This window comes from Sphingobacterium detergens (assembly GCF_003610355.1).
Lineage (GTDB): Bacteria > Bacteroidota > Bacteroidia > Sphingobacteriales > Sphingobacteriaceae > Sphingobacterium > Sphingobacterium detergens.
In genome coordinates this window covers 41,762-61,149 of sequence record NZ_RAPY01000008.1, presented here as the reverse complement: position 1 = coordinate 61,149, position 19,388 = coordinate 41,762, and the positions used below count along the sequence as shown (strand labels likewise).

Here is a 19,388-nt window from a genome sequence, read left to right as displayed (position 1 = left end):
AAAGTTGGAGATATTGGGATTAATGTCATAACAAATTAAACATTGTGTCGTTATAGCTGTAATTGTTACTTTTGAAAGATATAAAGTAGAGTATAAAGCGTTCAATTTTTATGAGAAAAATATTTTTGGCTGTCGGTGGAATGCTGATGTTTGGTGCGTTATCCAATAAAGCTGTAGCTCAGCTGGATAATAAAGGCGCTATTGGTGGGCGGTTTGGTTCTGCTCAAGGGATTACTTATCGTCATACACTTAATTCAAACCATGCGTTAGAAGGTATTATGAGTATTCAAAGCAATTCTGATTTCCGCCGATTTCGTGTAGTTGGATTGTATGAAATTTACAAACCTTTAGCGACTGGTTTAAATTGGTACTATGGTTTTGGTGGAAGTATCGGATCGTACAAAGAAAAAGACAAAATTATAAATGGTCAACGTCAATCCTTTGATTCGCATCTTAATTTAAGTATAGATGGTATTGTCGGGATAGAGTATAATATTCCCCAAGCCCCATTTCAGATTTCATTGGATGTAAAACCTTACTTTGATTTTCTGAATGAATCCAGCCTCAAGATATTTGATCCTATTGGATTCTCGGTAAGATATAAGTTTTAAAATTAACAGAAAGAGCAGAAATATATTTCTGCTCTTTCTGTTAAATGGTACAGTTGACTAACGTTCACATTAAGCCATCCAGATTTTTCCCAACAGTTCCTGCAGGAAGGTTTGGTCTTTAAGCGGACGGATTTCATGAATCTTCTTGTTATTTTTTCTGATTTGAACGGGTATTTCTCGAATTAAGCCGTCTCTTGCAATAAGGAAATTCAATATTTCACCATCAGTAGCATGTTGGATGATAAAATCAATCTCCTTGTCTTTTAAATCAAGTCTGATATTATTGATTGCGATTAATTCATCTCTGACATTTAAACCGGCATCGTAGGCACCTGTTCCTTTTTCAACAGTCGCAACACTGATTACACCATCTGCTTTGTTGGTCGTGATACCCAAGGTTAATGTGTCGTTATCTTCGTTGGTATCCACGATTTCATATCCTACCAAATTAAAATAAGCGTTGTAATCGAGTTCGCCATCCTGATGTGCTGCCTGGAATATATCATCCAGCGAGGTGCCAGCAATACGCTCCGCCAGGCTCTGAAACTCTTTTTCTTCAAAGCCACGGTCAAGTTTTAAGAAGAATTCTTCATAAGCAGCACGGAGGATGTCGTCTAATTTTATTTTTCCATCTGTGGCTGCTATTACTTTGATATCAAGCAGGGCGGTAAGCATAGCCCCTTTGTTATAATAAGAAATAGCCGAATTAATGGCATTTTCATCTGGTCTATAATATTTGATCCAAGTATCAAAGCTTGATGCAGCCGCAGACTGTATCTCATGTCCTGGACGGTTCAATATAATATTAAAATCATTGGCCAATAATGAAAGGTATTCCTTTTCATCATAGAACCCACAACGTTTGATGATCAAATTGTCATAATAGGAGGTCACCCCTTCCATGATCCATAATCCTGTGGTATAGTTCTCCCCATCATAGTCAAATGGGCCCAATGCCTTGGGGCGAAGGCGCTTTACATTCCATAGGTGGAAATATTCATGCGCTACGAGGCTTAGATATGTTTTGTAGCTGTGTTCATTGCGATATGCATTTCTCGAAGCCCCTAGCACGGTAGAGTTGAGGTGCTCAAGACCGCCACCACCAGATTGATAGTTATGTGTGATAATGACATAACGTTTATTGGGGTTTGATCCCCAAATACGGGTTTCTTCTTCCACAATACGTGTAATGTCTGTGGTAAGACGTTCTTTGTCATAGGAGCCACCACCCACCATTGCGCACTCATGTTCTACTCCTGCAGCATGAAACTTCCAAATATCCTGGTTGCCTACTTCAATCGGACTGTCATATAAAACGTCAAAGTTGGGCGCATGGAAAGTATGCTGCGTCAACCGTTCAAGTCCTGTTGATATACTTTTCCAAGTTTCTTTTGGCACAATAACGATCGTCGAAGGGACGTTAAGATAGCCTTCAATATGTAGAAATGTTGCTGTTGGGACGATAAATGCGTGGTCGCTGTCGAAAAAATTTGTACGGACAGAGACCTCAAAGCCATAGACCGAATAGTGTACATCTATCTGATCCAGTGCATCTGTTGTAACACGCCAGGTATTTTTTGATATTTTGCTGAAAGGAATGGGATTTCCATTGGCATCGACAGGTTTAAATCGCTCTACATTTTTTGCGTATTCACGAATTAAGTAGGAACCTGGTGACCAGACGGGCATTTTTAGATCAACATAGGGTTGATTGAGTTTTTTGATGCTCATCTTTACGTCAATGTAATGAGCTTGTACTTCTGGAAATGATACCTCAAAGTTTATTGTAGGTACATTTAAATGGTCACTATCCATGAAAAATAATTTTAGTATGCGCTTACAAAATTAAAAGTATCTTATGCTTAAATCAAACAAAAAAATGTTTTGTTGGTTCTTCAATAGCTTATTAAAATCCGGCGTACTTTGATTGATTCAAAAAGTCTCATTGGATTGTAAAGATGTCACATAAGAATTCCAAGATACGTATTTTCTTTAAGAATCGTCGTTTCAGTTTGGAGGTAATTTTTGTATATTTGATACACTAGTTTATAAGGGGAAAATAATCAAGAATTTGTATGATCTTAGTTGTTGATAGTGGCTCGTCAAAGTCAGATTGGAAATTGGAATTGCCTGATAGTGCTCCTATTTCGTTCAGTACAAATGGACTCAATCCTTTTTTCGTTAATGAAAAAGAAATCACACGGGTTATTAAAGAAATACCTGAAATAATACCCTATGCTGACGAGGTTACAGAGCTTTATTTTTTTGGGGCGGGCTGTATTACCCCTGACCGTCGTGAAATGGTTTCAAATGCATTGACCCCTTTATTTGAAAATGCTTATATCGCAGTTGAGAACGACCTTTTTGGTAGTGCTTTAGCAACCTGTGGCAATAAAAAAGGTTATGTAGCTACACTTGGTACTGGATCGGATCTTAGCTTTTTTGATGGTGAGGAGCTCATGGCCTCCCACAATGGTAATGGTTATGTGCTGGGAGACGAAGGTTCGGGCGCTTACTTCGGTAAAAAGCTCCTACGCTTATTTTTATATGGGCGTATGCCAAAAGATTTGAATGAGAAATTCGCCGTTAAATACCGTATAAATAAAGAGGTTGTTATCAAAAATGTGTACCAAAAAGAACGGCCGAATGCTTTTTTAGCCTCCTTTGCACCATTTATGTCTGATAATATTACCCATCCATTTATTATTGATCTGGTAAAAGGTGGTTTTGAAGAGTTTGTTCAGGCCTCTATTTTGACTTATGCGGATTATACACAGTATGAGTGCCACTTTGTTGGCTCAATTGCTTATAGCTTTGATCTGTTATTGCGTGAAGTGTGTGAAACACATCAGATCAAGGTCGGAACAATACTAAAGTCACCTATTAACGAATTGTTCAATGCGGTGCTGGAAAGAGAGAGTAACTCATTGTTGAGTCTTTAAATTAAATAAATATGATCGTAGCAACTATTATGGTGTACATGTCAATGTTATTTGGCAATCCCGAAATTTATAATTTCACTTTTAAGACGCTAGAAGGGCAGAAGGTGAAAATGTCCGATTTCAAAGGAAAGAAGATATTGATTGTCAATACAGCTTCTAAATGCGGTTTTACGAAACAGTATAAGGACCTGGAAGAACTACACAAAACATTTGGCGACAAATTGGTTATCATTGGTTTTCCGGCGAATAACTTTGGACAGCAAGAACCTGGCTCCAATTCAGAGATTCAGGAATTCTGTGAACAAAACTATGGTGTAGACTTTTTAATGGCTGAAAAAGTGGAAGTCAAAGGGGATCAGATTTCACCTTTATTTAAATATCTGATCACACAGGAAAATCCCGATTTTACAGGAGAGATTAAATGGAACTTTGAAAAATTCCTGATCGACGAAAATGGTAAATTAGTACATCGCTTTCGATCAGCTACCAATCCATTGGATCCAGCGATTGTAAACTGGGTAGGAAATAAGAAATAAGTAAAAAGCAAGAAATACAGCTATACCCCCAAATAGTGTTCAACTATTTGGGGGTATTTTTATGGCTGAAAGACAGCGGGATGATTCTGAAAGTGCTCCAACTCTTCTGCTTATCAAGCCCTTTTTTCGCAGTTAAAATAAATGATTGAAAATAAAAATTGTGGAACTTTTTTACTGAATATTAGTCTATTTTATATACGTGTCATATAAGGCGCGGATGCAGTCTTTGAGCAGTGGATTAAAATTTTCGCTATCAGGTATGTTGCAACCATTGGTGATCACCACAAATCCATATTTTTTTACAGGATTGAAAAACATTGCGCTGTATAAGCCGTAAGCAGATCCCGTATGTCCCGTTAATGTAACACCTGGAATTACCGTATTTTCGTTCATAATGGCGAGGCCATATCCTGCATCGCTATTAACAGCTGTTTGCATGATCTTTGCATATTTTTTATCCATTATTTTCTTCCCGCTAGCCACCCCATAGTTCATATGCATAAGCATATATTTTGCAAGATCGAGTGTCGAGATCTTCATTCCACCAGTCGGGGAGAGGACAGGAGTCGTATAGCCTAATTGATAAGCTGCAAGTTCGTCACGCCTTGGTGCATATGCATTCGGTTCTTCGATAATATTAGCGTTGTTATCGAATGAATATAAAGGGACTAATCTCGAATGATCTAGCGAGTCAACACAATATCCACCATAAAGATGCAATGGCTTAAGAATGTTTTTGGAGATGTAGTTATCAAAACGCATCTGCGTCAATTTTTCCAATACGGCGCCAGCCATATTAAAATTTAGATTACAATACTGATATTGACTGCCTGGTGTATAATTATTATAAGAACTTTTCCAATTCGGATTTTTGGTTGGATTGATCACATCCAGATTAAAATAACCGTTTTGATCATTAATGCTCGAGGTGTGAGAAAGTATCATCCGAAGGGTAATTTTTTCCTCGGGATAATTTGGATTTCTAATCGGAAAACCGATAAGATCTCCGAAATCATCATCTAAAGAACATCGCCCCTGTTTCAAAAGCTGCATAAAAGAGGTCGCGGTAAATGACTTTGATATGGAAGCGATCCGAAAGATATCATTGTCATTGAGCAAAGTCTTGTCCTCGATGCTTTTGTTACCATAATTCTTATGAAAATAAATCTGGTTGTTTTTTACAAGCACTACACTAAGTCCTATTGCTTGATATCGTTGCATAATAGTTTGCAATCGTTGGTCAATTTCTGAAGTCTCCTGTCCGAACAATAATACGGGGAGTAACAGCGCTAAGTGAAAGAAGGTAATAATGGTCTTTTTCATAGTGTGTACGGGAATAAAATGATCAGGTTGGTTACTAACCTTTATTGAATTTAAGGTATTCTTTTTGAATACATTGAATAAATTCAGCAAGAGCACTATTCTTACTTTTTATATTCGAAACCAAAATTACCTCTGTTTTACTATCTAGGTCATCAAGTTTCAGGATTTTCAATTTTAGATGTGGATACTGTTTTATCGTGGATGCCGGGACCACAGCCAAACCCAATCCCTGTGAAACGAGTTCAAGGATAGAAGACATAGAATTGCTTTGGTGCACAATTTTGGGCTCAAACCCCATGCGATTACAGGTATTGATTGTTAGGCGATGATATTCAGAAGCATATTTTTGATTGAAAGAGATAAAATTTTCATTGAAAAAATTGATGTTCTTAAAGTCAACTTCCGTGGATCCAGCAATAACCATGGGATCTTCAAATAGGGGAGTGACGAGCAGTTCGCTCGCGTAAATGGGCGCACGCATAATGCCGAGATCCAGTTTTCCATTTTCCAGGGCTGTTTTCTGTTTTTGTGTTGATGTCTCAAACAAGCTGACCCGTAGATAGGGGAATTTTTGTTGAATCTGTTTCAATACCGTTGCCAACATCTGCTTTGGTGTGGAACTGATATAGCCGAGCTTAAATTCGCCTGAAATATTGTTATGGATCTGTTTTGTGATCGTTTTGCTATGCGCTAAGTTTTGAAGTATCTCAACAACCTCTTCCAAAAAGTATTTACCAGCTTCGGTCAGTTCTACCCTTTTGTTCGTTCTGAAAAAGAGTATAACGCCCAGCTCATCTTCAAGATCTTTGATTTGTCGACTTAACGGTGGTTGGGACATAAATAACCGCTCGGCAGCCCTTCCGAAGTGGAGTTCTTCGGCTACTGTTTTGAAATAAATAAGATGTCGGATTTCCATTGATACTTTTTTGGTATGAATCGATGACAAAATAAATATTTTTAATGAATTTGAGTTAACCCTACCTTTAAATAATTAAAATTTATAGGTGATATCAATGCATAGAATGTAAAAAGCGCTTATGAAAATAACTTGGATATTCGATATTTCCATGGAATGACAAACCGAGCATTTGTGCTCACAAATATTTATTTAGCTATGAGTAAGGCAACATTACAAGAAATTGAAACACGATTTGACAAAGATGTCGAACGGTTCTCTAATTTAGAAACAGGTCAGGCGACTACATTGGATGCGGTCTGGAATATGGAACTTATAACAGACGCAATTTCATCGCTCTACCCGAATCTTGAGCAGGTGTTGGATATCGGCTGCGGTGCAGGTAATTATGATGTGAAACTGCTTCAGAAAGTCAGATCCAATCCCGATGTTACCTTGGTCGATCTGAGCTTGCCCATGTTGGAGCGAGCCAAAGAACGTGTTGGCGTTCTTACAACTGGCGCAGTTCATTTGATTAAAGGCGATTTTCGACAAGCCGATCTGTCCGCGGAGAAATTTGATGTGATTATTGCGACAGCAGTTTTGCATCATTTGAGAGACGATCAAGATTGGGAGACCGCATTTCGCAAACTTTTTAAACTTCTCAAAAGCGGGGGAAGTGTATGGATTTTCGATTTAATCGAACAAAATAGTGCCCCTCTTCAACAGCTGATCTATCGTGAAAAATATGGTGCGTACTTGACTAAATTGCAAAACGAAGCATATCGTGACCATGTTTTTGCCTATGTGGAACATGAAGATACACCACGACCCTTGGTCTATCAGCTTGAGCTATTGGCTAAGGTCGGATTTAAAGATATAGATGTACTACACAAGAATTTATGTTTTGCTTCTTTTGTCGCATTCAAATAGTACTCATGCTTGATAATAACACGACAAAGCAGACAAGATGCAAGGATAAATGCTTGGTATGGAAATAGCCAATAAAATGATAAAAAATAAGGCGATACGGGGAGTATCGCCATAAAATCACACTAACTATTAAAAAACCTATAGGACTAGGAATTTACAAATTCAATAAACCAATGTCTGTTTGATATCACTTCCCCCTGCACCCATCTCGTCTTAGCGAGATATCAAAAAAATAATAAAATGTAGTTATTAAGGTCAATACTTTAAAAAAACAAAGTATTTCCATTGGTTTACGTAAAGATATATGTTTATTTTTTAAATACAAATAAAATCGACGAAAATTAGAAATTTATTATCATTTGATTGTTTTCAAAAATTCCAACCAAGCGATTTGATCGGTTTTGAATGTCAGATCTTCTATCGAAAGCATTTGTAACGGAACCCATCGGAAGGATTGACGCTTATTATCTTCAACTTTCTGATCCAGATCAAAATCAAATGCTTTAGTCGTCGTTCTGATCTGAATGGTCGAAGTATTTTTGACCTGATAATAAATTGATATGATCTGACTATCGTTGAAGCTTGATTTTTCGTAAAAATCAGTGGTATAGATATGCTTAACGACGTCAATGTCAAATGCACACTCTTCTTGATATTCTCTGATTAAAGCCTCCAATAGACCTTCGCCGTACTCTAGCCCTCCACCGGGGAATTTGGTAAATGAAACATTTTCCGTTCTTTCATCACTGATCAGCACTTCCTCTTTCTCGTTGATCAATATCCCGTATACTCTTACGTTAAATGGAAACATTATTTATTCTCTATTTATATAATCAAATTTTTTCTTCTATAATGGCATGAAACCATTTTCAACCGCAAATTCATCCAACCCGATATAGGAGTAATGTCTTGGTAAAAACCAGCCTATTGCTTCCATGATATTCGTAAATTCTTTCTCTGTTCTAAACTGATTGGCAACGATATTAAATACCAGATCTTGAGAGGCTTTTTCTTCGTCTTTATAATTACGTGCGATAAGCATAATTTTGGCATTCTTGACACCATAATAATCCAGAAACTCACGAAGCTGTGTACGAACATGATAAGGTAGGATCGTTTCGGAAGGTTGGCCAACTAAAATTTCTTCATCTTTGCCGATTGTGGTTTGCTCATTTTTTTGCGAAAAAATACTCTCGTCTGTATAAAACTCCTCATTCAGGAAATAATTGACCAGATCGCCATAGGTAAATATCCAGTCTGGATTTTCATTTTGTGTATTAATGGCAATACCAAAGCCTTTTGGTAGTACAAAATCCTTTAAACGGTTTTTGATCACAAAGGCCTGAAAATTCTGATCTTTGGGGACACTTTCCAACTGGAAATAGGGAAATCCGTCCGGACCGATGACGACTTCGGTTTCGGCGAGTTTCAATGTACACTCTGCGATGTTATTTAAGAAGGTATCACGCCATAATTCATCCCGCTCTGCAAAAGGAACCTCCATCAGATTATTAATGATGATGGTTTTTTCCAGATCCCCTAAGCGATTGTCGTTCGCATTGTTACTATCGTCAAATAAATGTATTGTACTCATCTTGGACTGTGATTTTGTTAATTGCAGGTAAAAGTAAAAGAATAATTATAATTTAACGACGTTTTCTTGATTTTGATTGTCCTTTTCGGCCATTGTTTTGGCTACTGGACAGCATTTTCTCCCAGCTCAATAAAAATGGATGTTGATCGTCAATCTGTATCTGTTTATTTAGTGACAACTGTAGTTTGATCCACTTTTGGTTGTCTTCGGCGTCGCAGAGTGTGATGGCCGTACCGTCAGCCTGAGAGCGGCCCGTTCTTCCGATACGATGCGTATATACCTCTGGAGAGTCCGGTACTTCATAGTTTATGATAGCTTCCAAATCGGGGAAATCTATGCCCCTTGCTAGCAAATCTGTGGCAATCAAAACCCTGTTTTCTTTATTTCTAAATTTGGAGATAATCTCCTCGCGCTGCTGTTGCGACTTATCACCATATAGTGCTAGTGCCGAAATGCCATTTCGATGAAGGTCTGTTTCAATCCGTTCGACAGCATGTACTGTCCGGGTGAAAATAAGGGCTTGCGATTTAATTTTGTTTTCAAGAAGGTAACGGACTAGATTTTTCTTGTCATTTTTATCAACATATAATACATACTCGCTTATTTTTCCTTTTTTTAGATGATCTTCTACCCTGACTTCTATCGGATTTTTGAGCCTTTTTTGAATGATCTTATCCATTTCTGCTGTGCGTGTCGCCGAAACAAAAATAGACTGTCTTTTGGTTGGAAGTGCCTGTATAATTTTATTGATTTCTAATGCAAAACCAAGATCGAGCAATTGATCGAATTCATCAATGACTAGGGTGTTTATCGCTTTTAGATCAACAAGCTGTTGTTCCAAAAAGTCAAGTAATCTGCCTGGAGTAGCCAGGATCAGCTGAGCTTTAGGATAGGCCGCAAGCTGGCGTTCGTAAGTTCCGCCACCATAAAAACTGGCAATATTGAGACCTGTACCCTCAATCAGTTTAGCAATTCGATCTTTCGTTTGGATACAGAGTTCGCGTGTTGGAAGTAGAATAAGAACGGAGGCGTGTTCTCTTTGTTCTTTTTCTAATAAATGTTGTACGATCGGGATGGCAAAAGCCTCGGTTTTTCCGGTTCCCGTAGGGGCAATCGCCAAACAATCTTCGCCAGCTAATATAGCAGGGATAGCCTGTTCCTGGACAGTTGTTAATACCGAAAGCTTTTGTTTCTCAATGTTGGAAAAAAGGAGCTTATTGAGTTGTAGTGTCGAAAAATTCACAGTAAAAAGTTAAAATTTAAAAAAAGAACTATCTCAATCTCGAGTCTTTGTCTTAGAAGATCATGAAGCTATGAATTTCTGATCCCCTGCCGCTAGCGTTCAATCCCTATCTATGATAATTAAAAATCTGCAAAAATTAGGAATTTTTCTCAAAAAGTACTAATTTGAGAAATTAGAATATTCTATTTCAAATACGAACTATTGATTGTCAAATTATTTGACAAACACCAATTATATAGAATAATATTTTTGTTAAATTTGTTGAAACAAAAAAGAATATGTTTGATACTGCATTTGACCAAAACAATGAATCTATTTCCACTTTGAGCTTTGACGAGTTCAGAAAGATTATTGTGAATGATTATCGGACCGCCTTGGAAAGTCGTTACGTAAGTTTATTGGGACGTAAGGAAGTGCTTACAGGTAAGGCGAAGTTTGGTATTTTTGGCGATGGAAAAGAATTGGCACAAATTGCGATGGCTAAGGTCTTCAGAAATGGCGATTGGCGATCGGGATATTACCGTGACCAAACATTTATATTTGCTTCAGGCATCAGTGATGTCTATCGTTTTTTTTCTCAATTATATGCACATCCAGATGTTGAAGCTGATCCTTCCTCTGCCGGTCGACAAATGAACTGTCATTTTTCTACAAGGGTGCTGGATGATCAGGGTAATTGGCTTGATCAAACGGTGCAGAAGAATTCGTTTTCGGATATATCTACCACAGGTGGGCAGATGGCAAGAATATTGGGGTTAGGATTAGCATCTAAATTATATAAACAAAATAGAAACTTGGATTATTTGTCCTATTTCTCGAATAGGGGAAATGAAGTTACCTTCTGTACAATAGGTAATGCTGCAACTTCAGAAGGTGTATTTTTTGAAGTCGTCAATGCTGCCGGAGTACATCAGATTCCTGCGGTTATTTCTATTTGGGATGATGGTTACGGAATCTCGGTATCGAATGAGACCCAGACCACAAAAGGTGATATTTCTGAAATACTGAAGGGTTTTCAAAAAGAGGAACTGACAAACGGAATTGAAATTTTTAAAGTCAGAGGTTGGGATTATGCAGGCTTGTGTGAAACATACGAACAGGCCGCAAATATAGCAAGAGAAAAGCATATCCCCTGTCTGATCCATGTGACTGAATTGACACAACCGCAAGGGCACTCGTCTTCAGGATCCCACGAGCGTTATAAATCTCAGGAACGCTTGCAGTGGGAAACGGACTTCGATTGTATTGCGAAAATGAAAGAGTGGATACAAAGTTCGGGTATCGCTACAGATGAAGAGTTGGATCAACTGGATCGTGATGCTAAGGATTTTGTTCGCCAGGAACAAAAAAGGGCTTGGACTGATTATATCAGAACTTTGACGCTTGAAGCGAAAGAAGCCATTGATCTATTGTCACGAATTCCAAATGAAAAGGCGGACTTCGCCGCAAAAAAACTGCAATCGATGGTTGAACCCTCTCTGAAAGAGGTATATGGACAGGTTCGGAAGATCTTACATGAGCTAAAGGGAAAAGACACAGAAGGCCGTCAGGAATTGTTGAATTGGTATAAAGTTAAACAGGAGATTAACGAGAAACGGTATAACTCCAAATTATTTACGGATGGCGTTGATTCTCCCTTCAATGTGCCTACAGTAGAAGCGATTTATAGTGAGGATTCTAAAATCGTAGATGGTCGGGAAGTCTTGAATCTTTGTTTTGAAGAAAATTTTCAACGAGATGAACGTTTATTGGCATTCGGGGAAGATGTAGGGAAAATAGGAGATGTTAACCAAGGATTTGCAGGTCTACAGGATAAGCTCGGTGCACATCGCGTATTTGATACCGGGATCCGCGAAAATTCAATTATCGGTAAAGGGATCGGATTGGCAATCCGTGGGTTAAAACCAATTGCTGAAATTCAATACTTAGATTATTTGATTTACGGTATCACTGTTGCCAGTGACGATTTAGCCAGCTTAAGTTACCGTACTTTCGGAGGGCAAAAAGCACCGGTCATTATCCGTACCCGCGGACACCGATTGGAGGGGGTATGGCATTCGGGATCACCGATGTCTGTGATATTGGGCTCTTTAAGAGGATTGCATGTCTGCGTACCTCGTAATATGACACAAGCTGCTGGAATGTATAATACGCTTTTCCGCTCAGATGAACCAGCTATTGTCGTTGAATGTTTGAATGGATATCGCCTCAAAGAACGCTTGCCAGAGAATGTTGGGGAATTTACAGTGCCAATAGGTTATGCTGAGCGCATTAAAGAAGGACAGGATATCACTGTTGTTTCCTATGGCTCAACTTTGCGTGTTGTCGAAGAAGCAGCTGTAGAATTAGAACGTTTGGGAATATTTATCGAGATTATTGATGCGCAGACCTTGTTGCCATTTGATAAAGGACAATTATGTGCGGAGTCTCTGAAAAAAACAAATAAGTTGTTAGTGGTAGATGAGGATGTACCTGGGGGTGCTGCCGCATTTATACTGCAGGAAATACTTGAAAATCAAAATGGTTATTATTTACTTGATAGCCAACCTAGAACATTGACTGCAAAAGCGCATCGCCCACCTTATGGTTCGGATGGTGATTATTTCTCAAAACCATCTTCAGATGATGTTGTAGAGACGGTATATGCAATCATGCATGAGGCTAACCCAGAAAAATATCCATCTATGTTTGAATAGACGGATATTTCTTTGCATCTGTTATTTTAGCGATACTATTCAAAGAGCTGCTTGCAAGAAACTCTTTGAATAGTATTCTTTTTTAGGGGAAACGCTATTTTGTGTTTTTAAGTCCCTAAACTAACTGAAAATACTTGCAGCGCCGATCATGGCTGCCTTTTCACCCAATATAGCTGTATAGATAGTGAATCTATTGAATTCTTCCCGATCCGCGATAAAGATAGGAAGTGCTTTCGCAATATTGCCACCAATAATAAAGAGATTAGTCTGATATTTTTCTTCAAAAAACTGCATAAAATCGAATAGATGTGTTGCGTATTCATCTTTGATTGTTGCGAATGCAGCTGTTTCTCTATGATTGTCCAAAATTTCTTTTAAACCAGTGACATCTTTCCCAGTGATCTCTTTAAACCGTTTGACAAACCATCTTGTCACAAGATATTCTTCAAAGATACTTTCCTGATAAGGTGTATTCCAAAGGTCTGCATCGAAGGCCTTCTCGCCCTTATTCCATACCGCAGATCCTAAGCCAGTCCCTAATGTAATCCCGAGTATTCTCGGATTGGTCTGAAGGTTCTGTACAAATATTTCACCTTGTAGGAAAGCCGCTGCATCATTGATAAAGTGAATAGCAGTAGAAGGTAAACCCAACTCAGCGGATAAAAGGCTTTTAATGTCCTGATCGTACAAGTTGTCGTACTTGCTTTGCCCTAACATTTTAGAGATGCCATTTTCATAGTCAAAAGGGCCCGGCATTGCTATGCCAATGAATTGAATAGCAGTGGGTGAGGTGGTAATACTATCCTGTATTGTGGAAGCCCAGGTGTGTAAAATCGTTTTAGCATCTCCTTGAGAAAAAACGTGGTTTCTGACCACGTTCTCTAAATGTATATTCCATTGTTTGGTATCAATGATACAGGCAGAAATATGAGTGCCTCCAATATCAACACCTACGACATAATTATCTTGCAGCATGTTTGTAACTTTGATGTTTAAGTAGATGATCCGCAATCACAAGTGCCGCCATGGCTTCTACAATAATTACCGCTCTCGAAACAACACAAGGATCATGTCTTCCCTTACCACTTGCGATGGCTGGGTTGCCATGGATGTCGACTGTTTCTTGATCTCTCATGATGGTTGCAACAGGCTTAAATGCTACTTTAAAAGTAATATCCATACCGTTTGATATGCCACCCTGTATTCCCCCAGAGAAATTGGTATGTGTATGCACTTGATTTAAATCATGGTCATCTGCTACAAATATATCATTATGTTCGGAACCTCGCAACTCTGAACCTGCAAAACCTGATCCATATTCAAATCCGTGTACAGCATTGATGCTCATCATCGCTTTCGCGAGGTCAGCATGGAGTTTGTCAAATACAGGTTCTCCAAGTCCAACGGGGACATGTCTTACCACGGCCGAAATGCGTCCACCTACTGTATCACCTGCTTTTCTTACTGAATCTATAAATTCGACCATTTCATTGGCTGTAGCTGGATCAGCACAGCGTGCGATATTAGATTCGCGTAGCTCAAGCAGGGCTTTAAGATCTTTGGTGTCCAAATTGGGCGCTTCGATCGTACCCACACCCGAAACATGCGCGAAGATTTCGATGCCAAATTGTTGTAAAAAACTCTTTGCAACAGCACCTGCAGCAACGCGGGCGGCTGTTTCACGGGCTGAGGAACGGCCACCACCACGGTAGTCACGGATACCATATTTCATCTGATAGGTGAAGTCCGCGTGGGAAGGCCTGAAGATATCTTTAATGTGGGTATAGTCCTTGGAACGTTGATCTTCATTTGGTATAACAATGGCAATCGGAGTTCCGGTCGACTTCCCTTCGAATACGCCCGATAATATCTGAGCGGTATCACTTTCTTTTCGTTGTGTGGTAATTCTGGACTGTCCGGGTTTCCGTTTATCTAGTTCAGACTGTATAAACTCTTCGTCTATCGTTATATTTGAGGGGCAACCATCAATAATTACACCGATCGCTTTTCCGTGTGATTCGCCAAAAGTGCTGATTCTGAATAAATCGCCAAATGAGTTTCCTGCCATAAGAATTAAATTTCAATAAACTTAGATAAATTTGCCTTTAAATGCAATGAAAACACTACTGTAAAACCTAACTTTATCAAGTTGATTATTTTCAATCATGACTGCGTTTGTCCGCGGGTAGTATTTCTTTTGTTGCCATTAAAGCTATTAATAGCGTGTATATAGGTTATAAAACCAGGGAGTATATAACTATATTCTCCCTGGTTTTTAAAATATTAGTCAATGCTAAAAGATTGGGCCTGTAGATGTTTCCAGAAATCAGGATACGATTTTTCTACAACCATTGGCTCTGCAATCTTGATCTGGTCAAAAACCAATGCAAGGGGAGCAAACGCCATTGCCATACGGTGGTCTTCATAAGTGTCAAAGGTCACCTCTTTTGGCTGGAATACCTGTGCCGTTTTAAGATGATAGGTTTCGTTATCTGCTATCAATTCAGCGCCAAATTTTGCTATTTCAGTCTGGAGAGCTGCGATTCGGTCCGTTTCTTTGATCTTTAATGTCTCAAGACCCGTAAAAGAAACATCACGACCTAAAGCTGCAGCGACAACGACGACAGTCTGTGCGAGATCTGGGCATTCTTTGAAATCAAATAACGTTTTTTCCGAATCTATTGCTGTTTTATGAAGATGCAAGCCATCGGCTTCAAAACTGGATTGCACGCCAAAATGGGTCATGATATCGACAATTGCAATATCTCCTTGCAGACTGTCTTTTTTAAGCCCAGGTAAGACGATAGATGCGCCGTCTTCTGCCAGTGCTACAATAGCGTACCAGTAAGAAGCTGCGCTCCAATCTGGCTCCACATAGATCGTGCTTTTTGAAAAAGTCTGTGGGGCAATATGTATTTCATTCGCTGTCCACTCATGCTGTATGCCGACGCTTTTTAGCATATCGAGGGTCATGGATACATAGGGTCTGGAAGTCAGTTCGCCCTCGATTTCCAATGTAAGCCCTTTTTTCAATGCGGGAGCAATTAATAGCAGCGCAGAGATGTATTGGCTACTGATATTTCCTTTTATCCGGACACGGTCCTTTCCTTGAAATATGCCACCTTCTATTTTTAGGGGCGGATAGCCGGTTTTTTTTTCATAATGAATGTCGGCGCCGATTTCCTTCATGGCATCAACCAATATACCGATTGGCCGTTGTTGCATGCGTTCGGTCCCTGTAAGGATAAAGTTTCCTTGAACAAGGTTCAGGTAGGCCGTTAAAAAGCGCATTGCTGTACCCGCCGGACCGATGTCAATCGTGTTGTAGCCGGGTTGAGGAGCTGATGCAATCTGCAATACACGGTTTAACGTCACCGTATCAGCAGCCTCGGAAAGATTCGCTATATCAACTTGCCCCTTGCTCAACGAGTGAATAATAAGAGCACGGTTGCTCTCGGATTTTGATCCTGTCAGTTGAACCGTGCCTTTTATTTTTTTTGATGGGTGCGTCAGCTTGATGACTTGTTGATTCATTATGCTTCTGCTGTTGGTTGTTCCTGTGAATTCATTACCGCGTTTTGTTTACGGATAGATTCGTTGTGAATTAATTCTAGGAATTTTGTTGCAAATTCACTGCCCAAAGAAAGTGCTTCAGCAAGTTTTGTACGTTTTTGAACAATCTCATCCCAACGGTTTACCTGTAAGATCGTCACATTGTTATCGCGTTTGTATTCACCGATTTTCTCTGCAATTTTCATACGCTCGCCGATTTTTTGGATAATTAAATCATCCAATTTATCGATGTTGCTACGCAATTCGGCTAATTTATCCTCAAATGAAGGGTTGTCAGAATCAGCTTTACGTAATGTTAAATGATTAATCAACTCTGCTAGGGCTGCTGGTGTAACTTGTTGTTTGGCATCAGTCCATGCAACAGAAGGATCAATATGTGATTCGATGATCAAACCTTGCATATCCATATCCATTGCTTTTTGTGCGATGTACGGTAACAATTCGCGGTTACCACAAATGTGGCTAGGGTCGTTGATGATCGGCAAATTAGGACAAGCAGTTTTTAACTGGATGGCTAAATCCCACATTGGCTCATTGCGGAACGCAGTTTTCTCGTAAGAAGAGAATCCTCTATGAATAGCACCTAATTTTTTGATGCCAGCGCGGTTGATACGCTCCAAAGCACCAATCCACAACGATAAATCTGGGTTAACCGGATTTTTTACGAAAACTGGTACGTCTACTCCCTGTAGTGCATCAGCGATTTCTTGTACCGTGAACGGGTTTGCAGTGGAACGTGCACCTACCCAAAGTACATCAACACCAGCTGCCAAAGCTTCTTCGACGTGTTTTGCTGTCGCAACCTCTGTAGCTGTTAATAAACCTGTCTCTTCTTTCGCTCTCTTCAACCACTCCAAACCAATGGAACCGATACCTTCAAATTCACCTGGACGAGTACGTGGTTTCCAGATTCCTGCACGTAAGATATTTACTTTTCCAGTGTTTGCCAATAGATGAGCTGTAGATACCAGTTGTTCTTCTGTTTCTGCACTACAAGGGCCTGCGATAATTAAAGGTTTGTCTCCAGTATCCAACCATGATTTCAAAGGAGTGATTTCTAATGTATTTTTCATCGGAATAAATTTTTAAAGGTATTTGAGTCTGCTAAGCTGTTATGCTTGTTTTGTAAGTCTTTATAGCTCCGACAGATTCAGGGTAAGTTGATTTTTTTAATTATTAAATTGTTGATTATAGTTTCTCGTTTTTGATGTATTCGCCCATAATATTGAAATTGATACTATGTTTGAGTACTTTTCGGATCGCAGCCTCATAGTCTGATTGTTTTTTCCATTCAACATCAACGAAAAAGTCATATTCGTTGCGTTTTCCGATAACAGGCATAGACTGAATCTTGCTCAAGTTGATATTTTGCTCAGCAAAACACTGTAAAATTGTCGCTAAGGAACCAACTGTATTTCCCGTTTGGAACGATAAAGATGCTTTATTGGCATTTTTGTGTTCAACCACCTCATTCGATAGAACCAGAAAACGTGTTGCATTCTTTTTATTGGTTTCGATTCTTTTCTCTAGAATCTCAAGTCCATAAATCTCTGCAGCCAAAGTGCCCGCAATTGCAGCTGTATCAGTCAATTTCCGTTCAGCAATCATCTTTGCTGTGGCTGCTGTGTCTGACCCTTCGGTAATACGTACACCCTCCAGCTCCGAAAGAAATTCTTCGCATTGACGGATCGCGATCGGATGTGATTCGATATGTTTAATGTCTTTCAATTTAACACCCGGTAATACCATCAGATTCTGTTGAATGTTGAGATAGACTTCTCCTGTGATATGAAATTTATAATCCCGAAGCAGATTGTAGTTTGGTAGCAGACTACCCGCAATTGAATTTTCAATCGCCATAACAATGTAATCTACTTTTCTTTGCTTAAGCAATTCACAGGTTTTTTTGAATGAATCACATTCAACAATTTCGACTTCGCGTCCAAAATATTTAAATGCTGCCTCCTCGTGAAATGAAGCTTTTGCTCCTTGTATCGCAATTTTTAAACTCATTTTTTTGTTGCTATTTTGCCCTTAAACAAGAAAGAGTCCCGATGATCTAAACCGGGACTCTTTCTTGTTATATTTTAATGTATACACAATCTAATCCCGGCTCTTATTTTTAAAATAAAAGAAGTTAAAATAGAAATATGTATATGATCTGTTCATCCTTGTGTTGTTTGACATTTCAAATGTACGAATGTTTTTGAAATATCAAAGAAAAAATATTTTTTTTCATAAAAAATACATCATTTATCGATGTGTTTTATGCTACTTTTTATTGCTTTTTTTATGTTGTAAATATATGTTTTTTGTAGCTTTTTTGAGATGCTTTGTTTTTGTAATTTTCTTTTATATAGTGCTTTATGATTTTTACTATCTTTTTTGTGTCTGTTTTTTTAATGATTTTTTAACATAAAAAACACATTAAAAAGTGCTGTTTTTTTTGATGTTTTTTTTATTAAAAATACTAGTTTTTTTTATTAAAATATGCTGTGTTTTATCCGTTGTTTGCTGAAAAAGTATTTTATTACCTTTGCCCAAATGTAATTTTTATGCTAAAGCGATTTAATTTTTTAGTGAGTGCCACTATCATCTGTTTCTTGTTTTTAGGTTTTTCTTATAAAGGGGAGGAGCGGTATGTGAAGGTGCGACGGGTAATTGATGGCGATACCTTTGTGATTGAAAATGGTAGTAAAAAAGGCGAGCGGGTACGCTTGATTGGGATTGATGCTCCCGAAACAAGGAGAACAGCACGAAAGGAGGTTGGTTACTATGGCGTGGAGGCAAAAGAATATCTAAAAACTATGTTGACCGGAAAAAATGTAAAGCTGGTATTTGATGTCGGTAAAAAGGATCGTTATGGAAGACTTCTCGCTTATGTGTATCTTAGAGAGAAATTTGTTAACGCGGAATTGGTAGAGCAGGGCTATGCTGTGACTTACACCCTGACACCGAATGTTCAGTATGCTGATTTTTTTGTAAAATTAGAACGACAGGCCCGTCAGGCTAAGCGTGGGCTTTGGAAATAATTTAGTAATA

The 19,388-nt window shown here is 38.7% G+C and carries 17 protein-coding genes; 6 read left to right on the top strand and 11 right to left on the bottom strand.

Going from position 1 to position 19,388, the window contains the following annotated elements:
• Positions 1–110: 110 nt before the first annotated feature.
• Positions 111–611, top strand: a complete 501-nt coding sequence (locus DFQ12_RS26155) for a hypothetical protein (protein ID WP_120261971.1) — start codon at positions 111–113, stop codon at positions 609–611.
• 69 nt (positions 612–680) lie between these two features.
• On the opposite strand, the gene DFQ12_RS26150 is transcribed toward DFQ12_RS26155, so the two are convergent.
• Positions 681–2,426 carry a M61 family metallopeptidase gene (locus DFQ12_RS26150; protein ID WP_120261970.1) on the bottom strand — a complete coding sequence of 582 codons (1,746 nt, stop codon included), beginning with the start codon at positions 2,424–2,426 and terminating at the stop codon, positions 681–683.
• Positions 2,427–2,686: 260 nt separating this feature from the next.
• Between DFQ12_RS26150 and DFQ12_RS26145 the strand changes: the two genes are divergently transcribed.
• Positions 2,687–3,553, top strand: a complete 867-nt coding sequence (locus tag DFQ12_RS26145) for an N-acetylglucosamine kinase (protein WP_120261969.1) — start codon at positions 2,687–2,689, stop codon at positions 3,551–3,553.
• A gap of 11 nt (positions 3,554–3,564) precedes the next feature.
• On the top strand, positions 3,565–4,089 hold the full coding sequence (locus tag DFQ12_RS26140; protein ID WP_120261968.1) for a glutathione peroxidase: 525 nt from the start codon (positions 3,565–3,567) through the stop codon (positions 4,087–4,089).
• A 186-nt stretch (positions 4,090–4,275) separates the two neighbouring features.
• On the opposite strand, the gene DFQ12_RS26135 is transcribed toward DFQ12_RS26140, so the two are convergent.
• Positions 4,276–5,412, bottom strand: coding sequence for a serine hydrolase domain-containing protein (locus DFQ12_RS26135; protein WP_120261967.1), 1,137 nt, complete (start codon positions 5,410–5,412; stop codon positions 4,276–4,278).
• Between the two features lie 34 nt (positions 5,413–5,446).
• Positions 5,447–6,328 (bottom strand): LysR family transcriptional regulator, encoded by an 882-nt coding sequence (locus DFQ12_RS26130; RefSeq protein WP_120261966.1) that lies wholly within the window; start codon positions 6,326–6,328, stop codon positions 5,447–5,449.
• A 198-nt stretch (positions 6,329–6,526) separates the two neighbouring features.
• Between DFQ12_RS26130 and DFQ12_RS26125 the strand changes: the two genes are divergently transcribed.
• Positions 6,527–7,240, top strand: coding sequence for a class I SAM-dependent methyltransferase (locus DFQ12_RS26125; protein ID WP_120261965.1), 714 nt, complete (start codon positions 6,527–6,529; stop codon positions 7,238–7,240).
• A gap of 355 nt (positions 7,241–7,595) precedes the next feature.
• Here the strand turns inward: DFQ12_RS26125 and DFQ12_RS26120 are convergent, their stop codons facing one another.
• The 3 genes from DFQ12_RS26120 to DFQ12_RS26110 are packed head-to-tail and all read right to left on the bottom strand — an operon-like array spanning position 7,596 to position 10,077.
• Entirely contained in the window at positions 7,596–8,051 is a 456-nt protein-coding gene (locus DFQ12_RS26120) for an NUDIX domain-containing protein (protein ID WP_120261964.1), read from the bottom strand.
• Positions 8,052–8,087: 36 nt separating this feature from the next.
• Positions 8,088–8,834: a hypothetical protein gene (locus DFQ12_RS26115; protein WP_120261963.1), complete on the bottom strand. Its 747-nt coding sequence runs from the start codon at positions 8,832–8,834 to the stop codon at positions 8,088–8,090.
• A gap of 52 nt (positions 8,835–8,886) precedes the next feature.
• Complete coding sequence (locus tag DFQ12_RS26110) at positions 8,887–10,077, bottom strand: DEAD/DEAH box helicase (RefSeq protein WP_120261962.1); 1,191 nt, start codon at positions 10,075–10,077, stop codon at positions 8,887–8,889.
• Positions 10,078–10,355: 278 nt separating this feature from the next.
• Here DFQ12_RS26110 and DFQ12_RS26105 point away from each other — a divergent pair, with 278 nt between their 5' ends.
• Positions 10,356–12,773 (top strand): alpha-ketoacid dehydrogenase subunit alpha/beta, encoded by a 2,418-nt coding sequence (locus tag DFQ12_RS26105; RefSeq protein ID WP_120261961.1) that lies wholly within the window; start codon positions 10,356–10,358, stop codon positions 12,771–12,773.
• Between the two features lie 120 nt (positions 12,774–12,893).
• On the opposite strand, the gene DFQ12_RS26100 is transcribed toward DFQ12_RS26105, so the two are convergent.
• The 5 genes from DFQ12_RS26100 to DFQ12_RS26080 form a co-directional block, all read right to left on the bottom strand.
• A complete protein-coding gene (locus DFQ12_RS26100) occupies positions 12,894–13,748 on the bottom strand; it encodes an ROK family protein (RefSeq protein WP_120261960.1) in 855 nt (284 codons plus the stop codon).
• Positions 13,735–14,841, bottom strand: a complete 1,107-nt coding sequence (gene aroC, locus DFQ12_RS26095; protein WP_108636941.1) for a chorismate synthase — start codon at positions 14,839–14,841, stop codon at positions 13,735–13,737. The genes DFQ12_RS26100 and aroC overlap by 14 nt, the downstream gene beginning before the upstream one ends.
• Before the next feature lie 215 nt (positions 14,842–15,056).
• Positions 15,057–16,307, bottom strand: a complete 1,251-nt coding sequence (gene aroA / locus DFQ12_RS26090; RefSeq protein ID WP_120261959.1) for a 3-phosphoshikimate 1-carboxyvinyltransferase — start codon at positions 16,305–16,307, stop codon at positions 15,057–15,059.
• Positions 16,307–17,419 carry a chorismate mutase gene (locus DFQ12_RS26085; protein WP_108636939.1) on the bottom strand — a complete coding sequence of 371 codons (1,113 nt, stop codon included), beginning with the start codon at positions 17,417–17,419 and terminating at the stop codon, positions 16,307–16,309. Before DFQ12_RS26085 ends, aroA begins: the two co-directional genes overlap by 1 nt.
• Positions 17,420–17,534: 115 nt before the next feature.
• Positions 17,535–18,359, bottom strand: a complete 825-nt coding sequence (locus tag DFQ12_RS26080; RefSeq protein WP_077437425.1) for a prephenate dehydratase — start codon at positions 18,357–18,359, stop codon at positions 17,535–17,537.
• A gap of 542 nt (positions 18,360–18,901) precedes the next feature.
• On the opposite strand from DFQ12_RS26080, the gene DFQ12_RS26075 reads away from it, so the two are divergent.
• On the top strand, positions 18,902–19,378 hold the full coding sequence (locus DFQ12_RS26075; RefSeq protein WP_120262169.1) for a thermonuclease family protein: 477 nt from the start codon (positions 18,902–18,904) through the stop codon (positions 19,376–19,378).
• The last annotated feature ends 10 nt before the right edge of the window (positions 19,379–19,388 follow it).

Bases quoted from the DNA above. Each gene is read 5' to 3' on its own strand.
- aroA (WP_120261959.1), bottom strand. From the start codon at position 16,307: ATGAATCAACAAGTCATCAAGCTGACGCACCCATCAAAAAAAATAAAA.
- aroC (WP_108636941.1), bottom strand. From the start codon at position 14,841: ATGGCAGGAAACTCATTTGGCGATTTATTCAGAATCAGCACTTTTGGC.
- DFQ12_RS26140 (WP_120261968.1), top strand. From the start codon at position 3,565: ATGATCGTAGCAACTATTATGGTGTACATGTCAATGTTATTTGGCAAT.
- DFQ12_RS26105 (WP_120261961.1), top strand. From the start codon at position 10,356: ATGTTTGATACTGCATTTGACCAAAACAATGAATCTATTTCCACTTTG.
- DFQ12_RS26115 (WP_120261963.1), bottom strand. From the start codon at position 8,834: ATGAGTACAATACATTTATTTGACGATAGTAACAATGCGAACGACAAT.
- DFQ12_RS26130 (WP_120261966.1), bottom strand. From the start codon at position 6,328: ATGGAAATCCGACATCTTATTTATTTCAAAACAGTAGCCGAAGAACTC.
- DFQ12_RS26145 (WP_120261969.1), top strand. From the start codon at position 2,687: ATGATCTTAGTTGTTGATAGTGGCTCGTCAAAGTCAGATTGGAAATTG.
- DFQ12_RS26150 (WP_120261970.1), bottom strand. From the start codon at position 2,426: ATGGATAGTGACCATTTAAATGTACCTACAATAAACTTTGAGGTATCA.
- DFQ12_RS26155 (WP_120261971.1), top strand. From the start codon at position 111: ATGAGAAAAATATTTTTGGCTGTCGGTGGAATGCTGATGTTTGGTGCG.
- DFQ12_RS26120 (WP_120261964.1), bottom strand. From the start codon at position 8,051: ATGTTTCCATTTAACGTAAGAGTATACGGGATATTGATCAACGAGAAA.
- DFQ12_RS26135 (WP_120261967.1), bottom strand. From the start codon at position 5,412: ATGAAAAAGACCATTATTACCTTCTTTCACTTAGCGCTGTTACTCCCC.
- DFQ12_RS26100 (WP_120261960.1), bottom strand. From the start codon at position 13,748: ATGCTGCAAGATAATTATGTCGTAGGTGTTGATATTGGAGGCACTCAT.
- DFQ12_RS26075 (WP_120262169.1), top strand. From the start codon at position 18,902: ATGCTAAAGCGATTTAATTTTTTAGTGAGTGCCACTATCATCTGTTTC.
- DFQ12_RS26125 (WP_120261965.1), top strand. From the start codon at position 6,527: ATGAGTAAGGCAACATTACAAGAAATTGAAACACGATTTGACAAAGAT.
- DFQ12_RS26080 (WP_077437425.1), bottom strand. From the start codon at position 18,359: ATGAGTTTAAAAATTGCGATACAAGGAGCAAAAGCTTCATTTCACGAG.
- DFQ12_RS26085 (WP_108636939.1), bottom strand. From the start codon at position 17,419: ATGAAAAATACATTAGAAATCACTCCTTTGAAATCATGGTTGGATACT.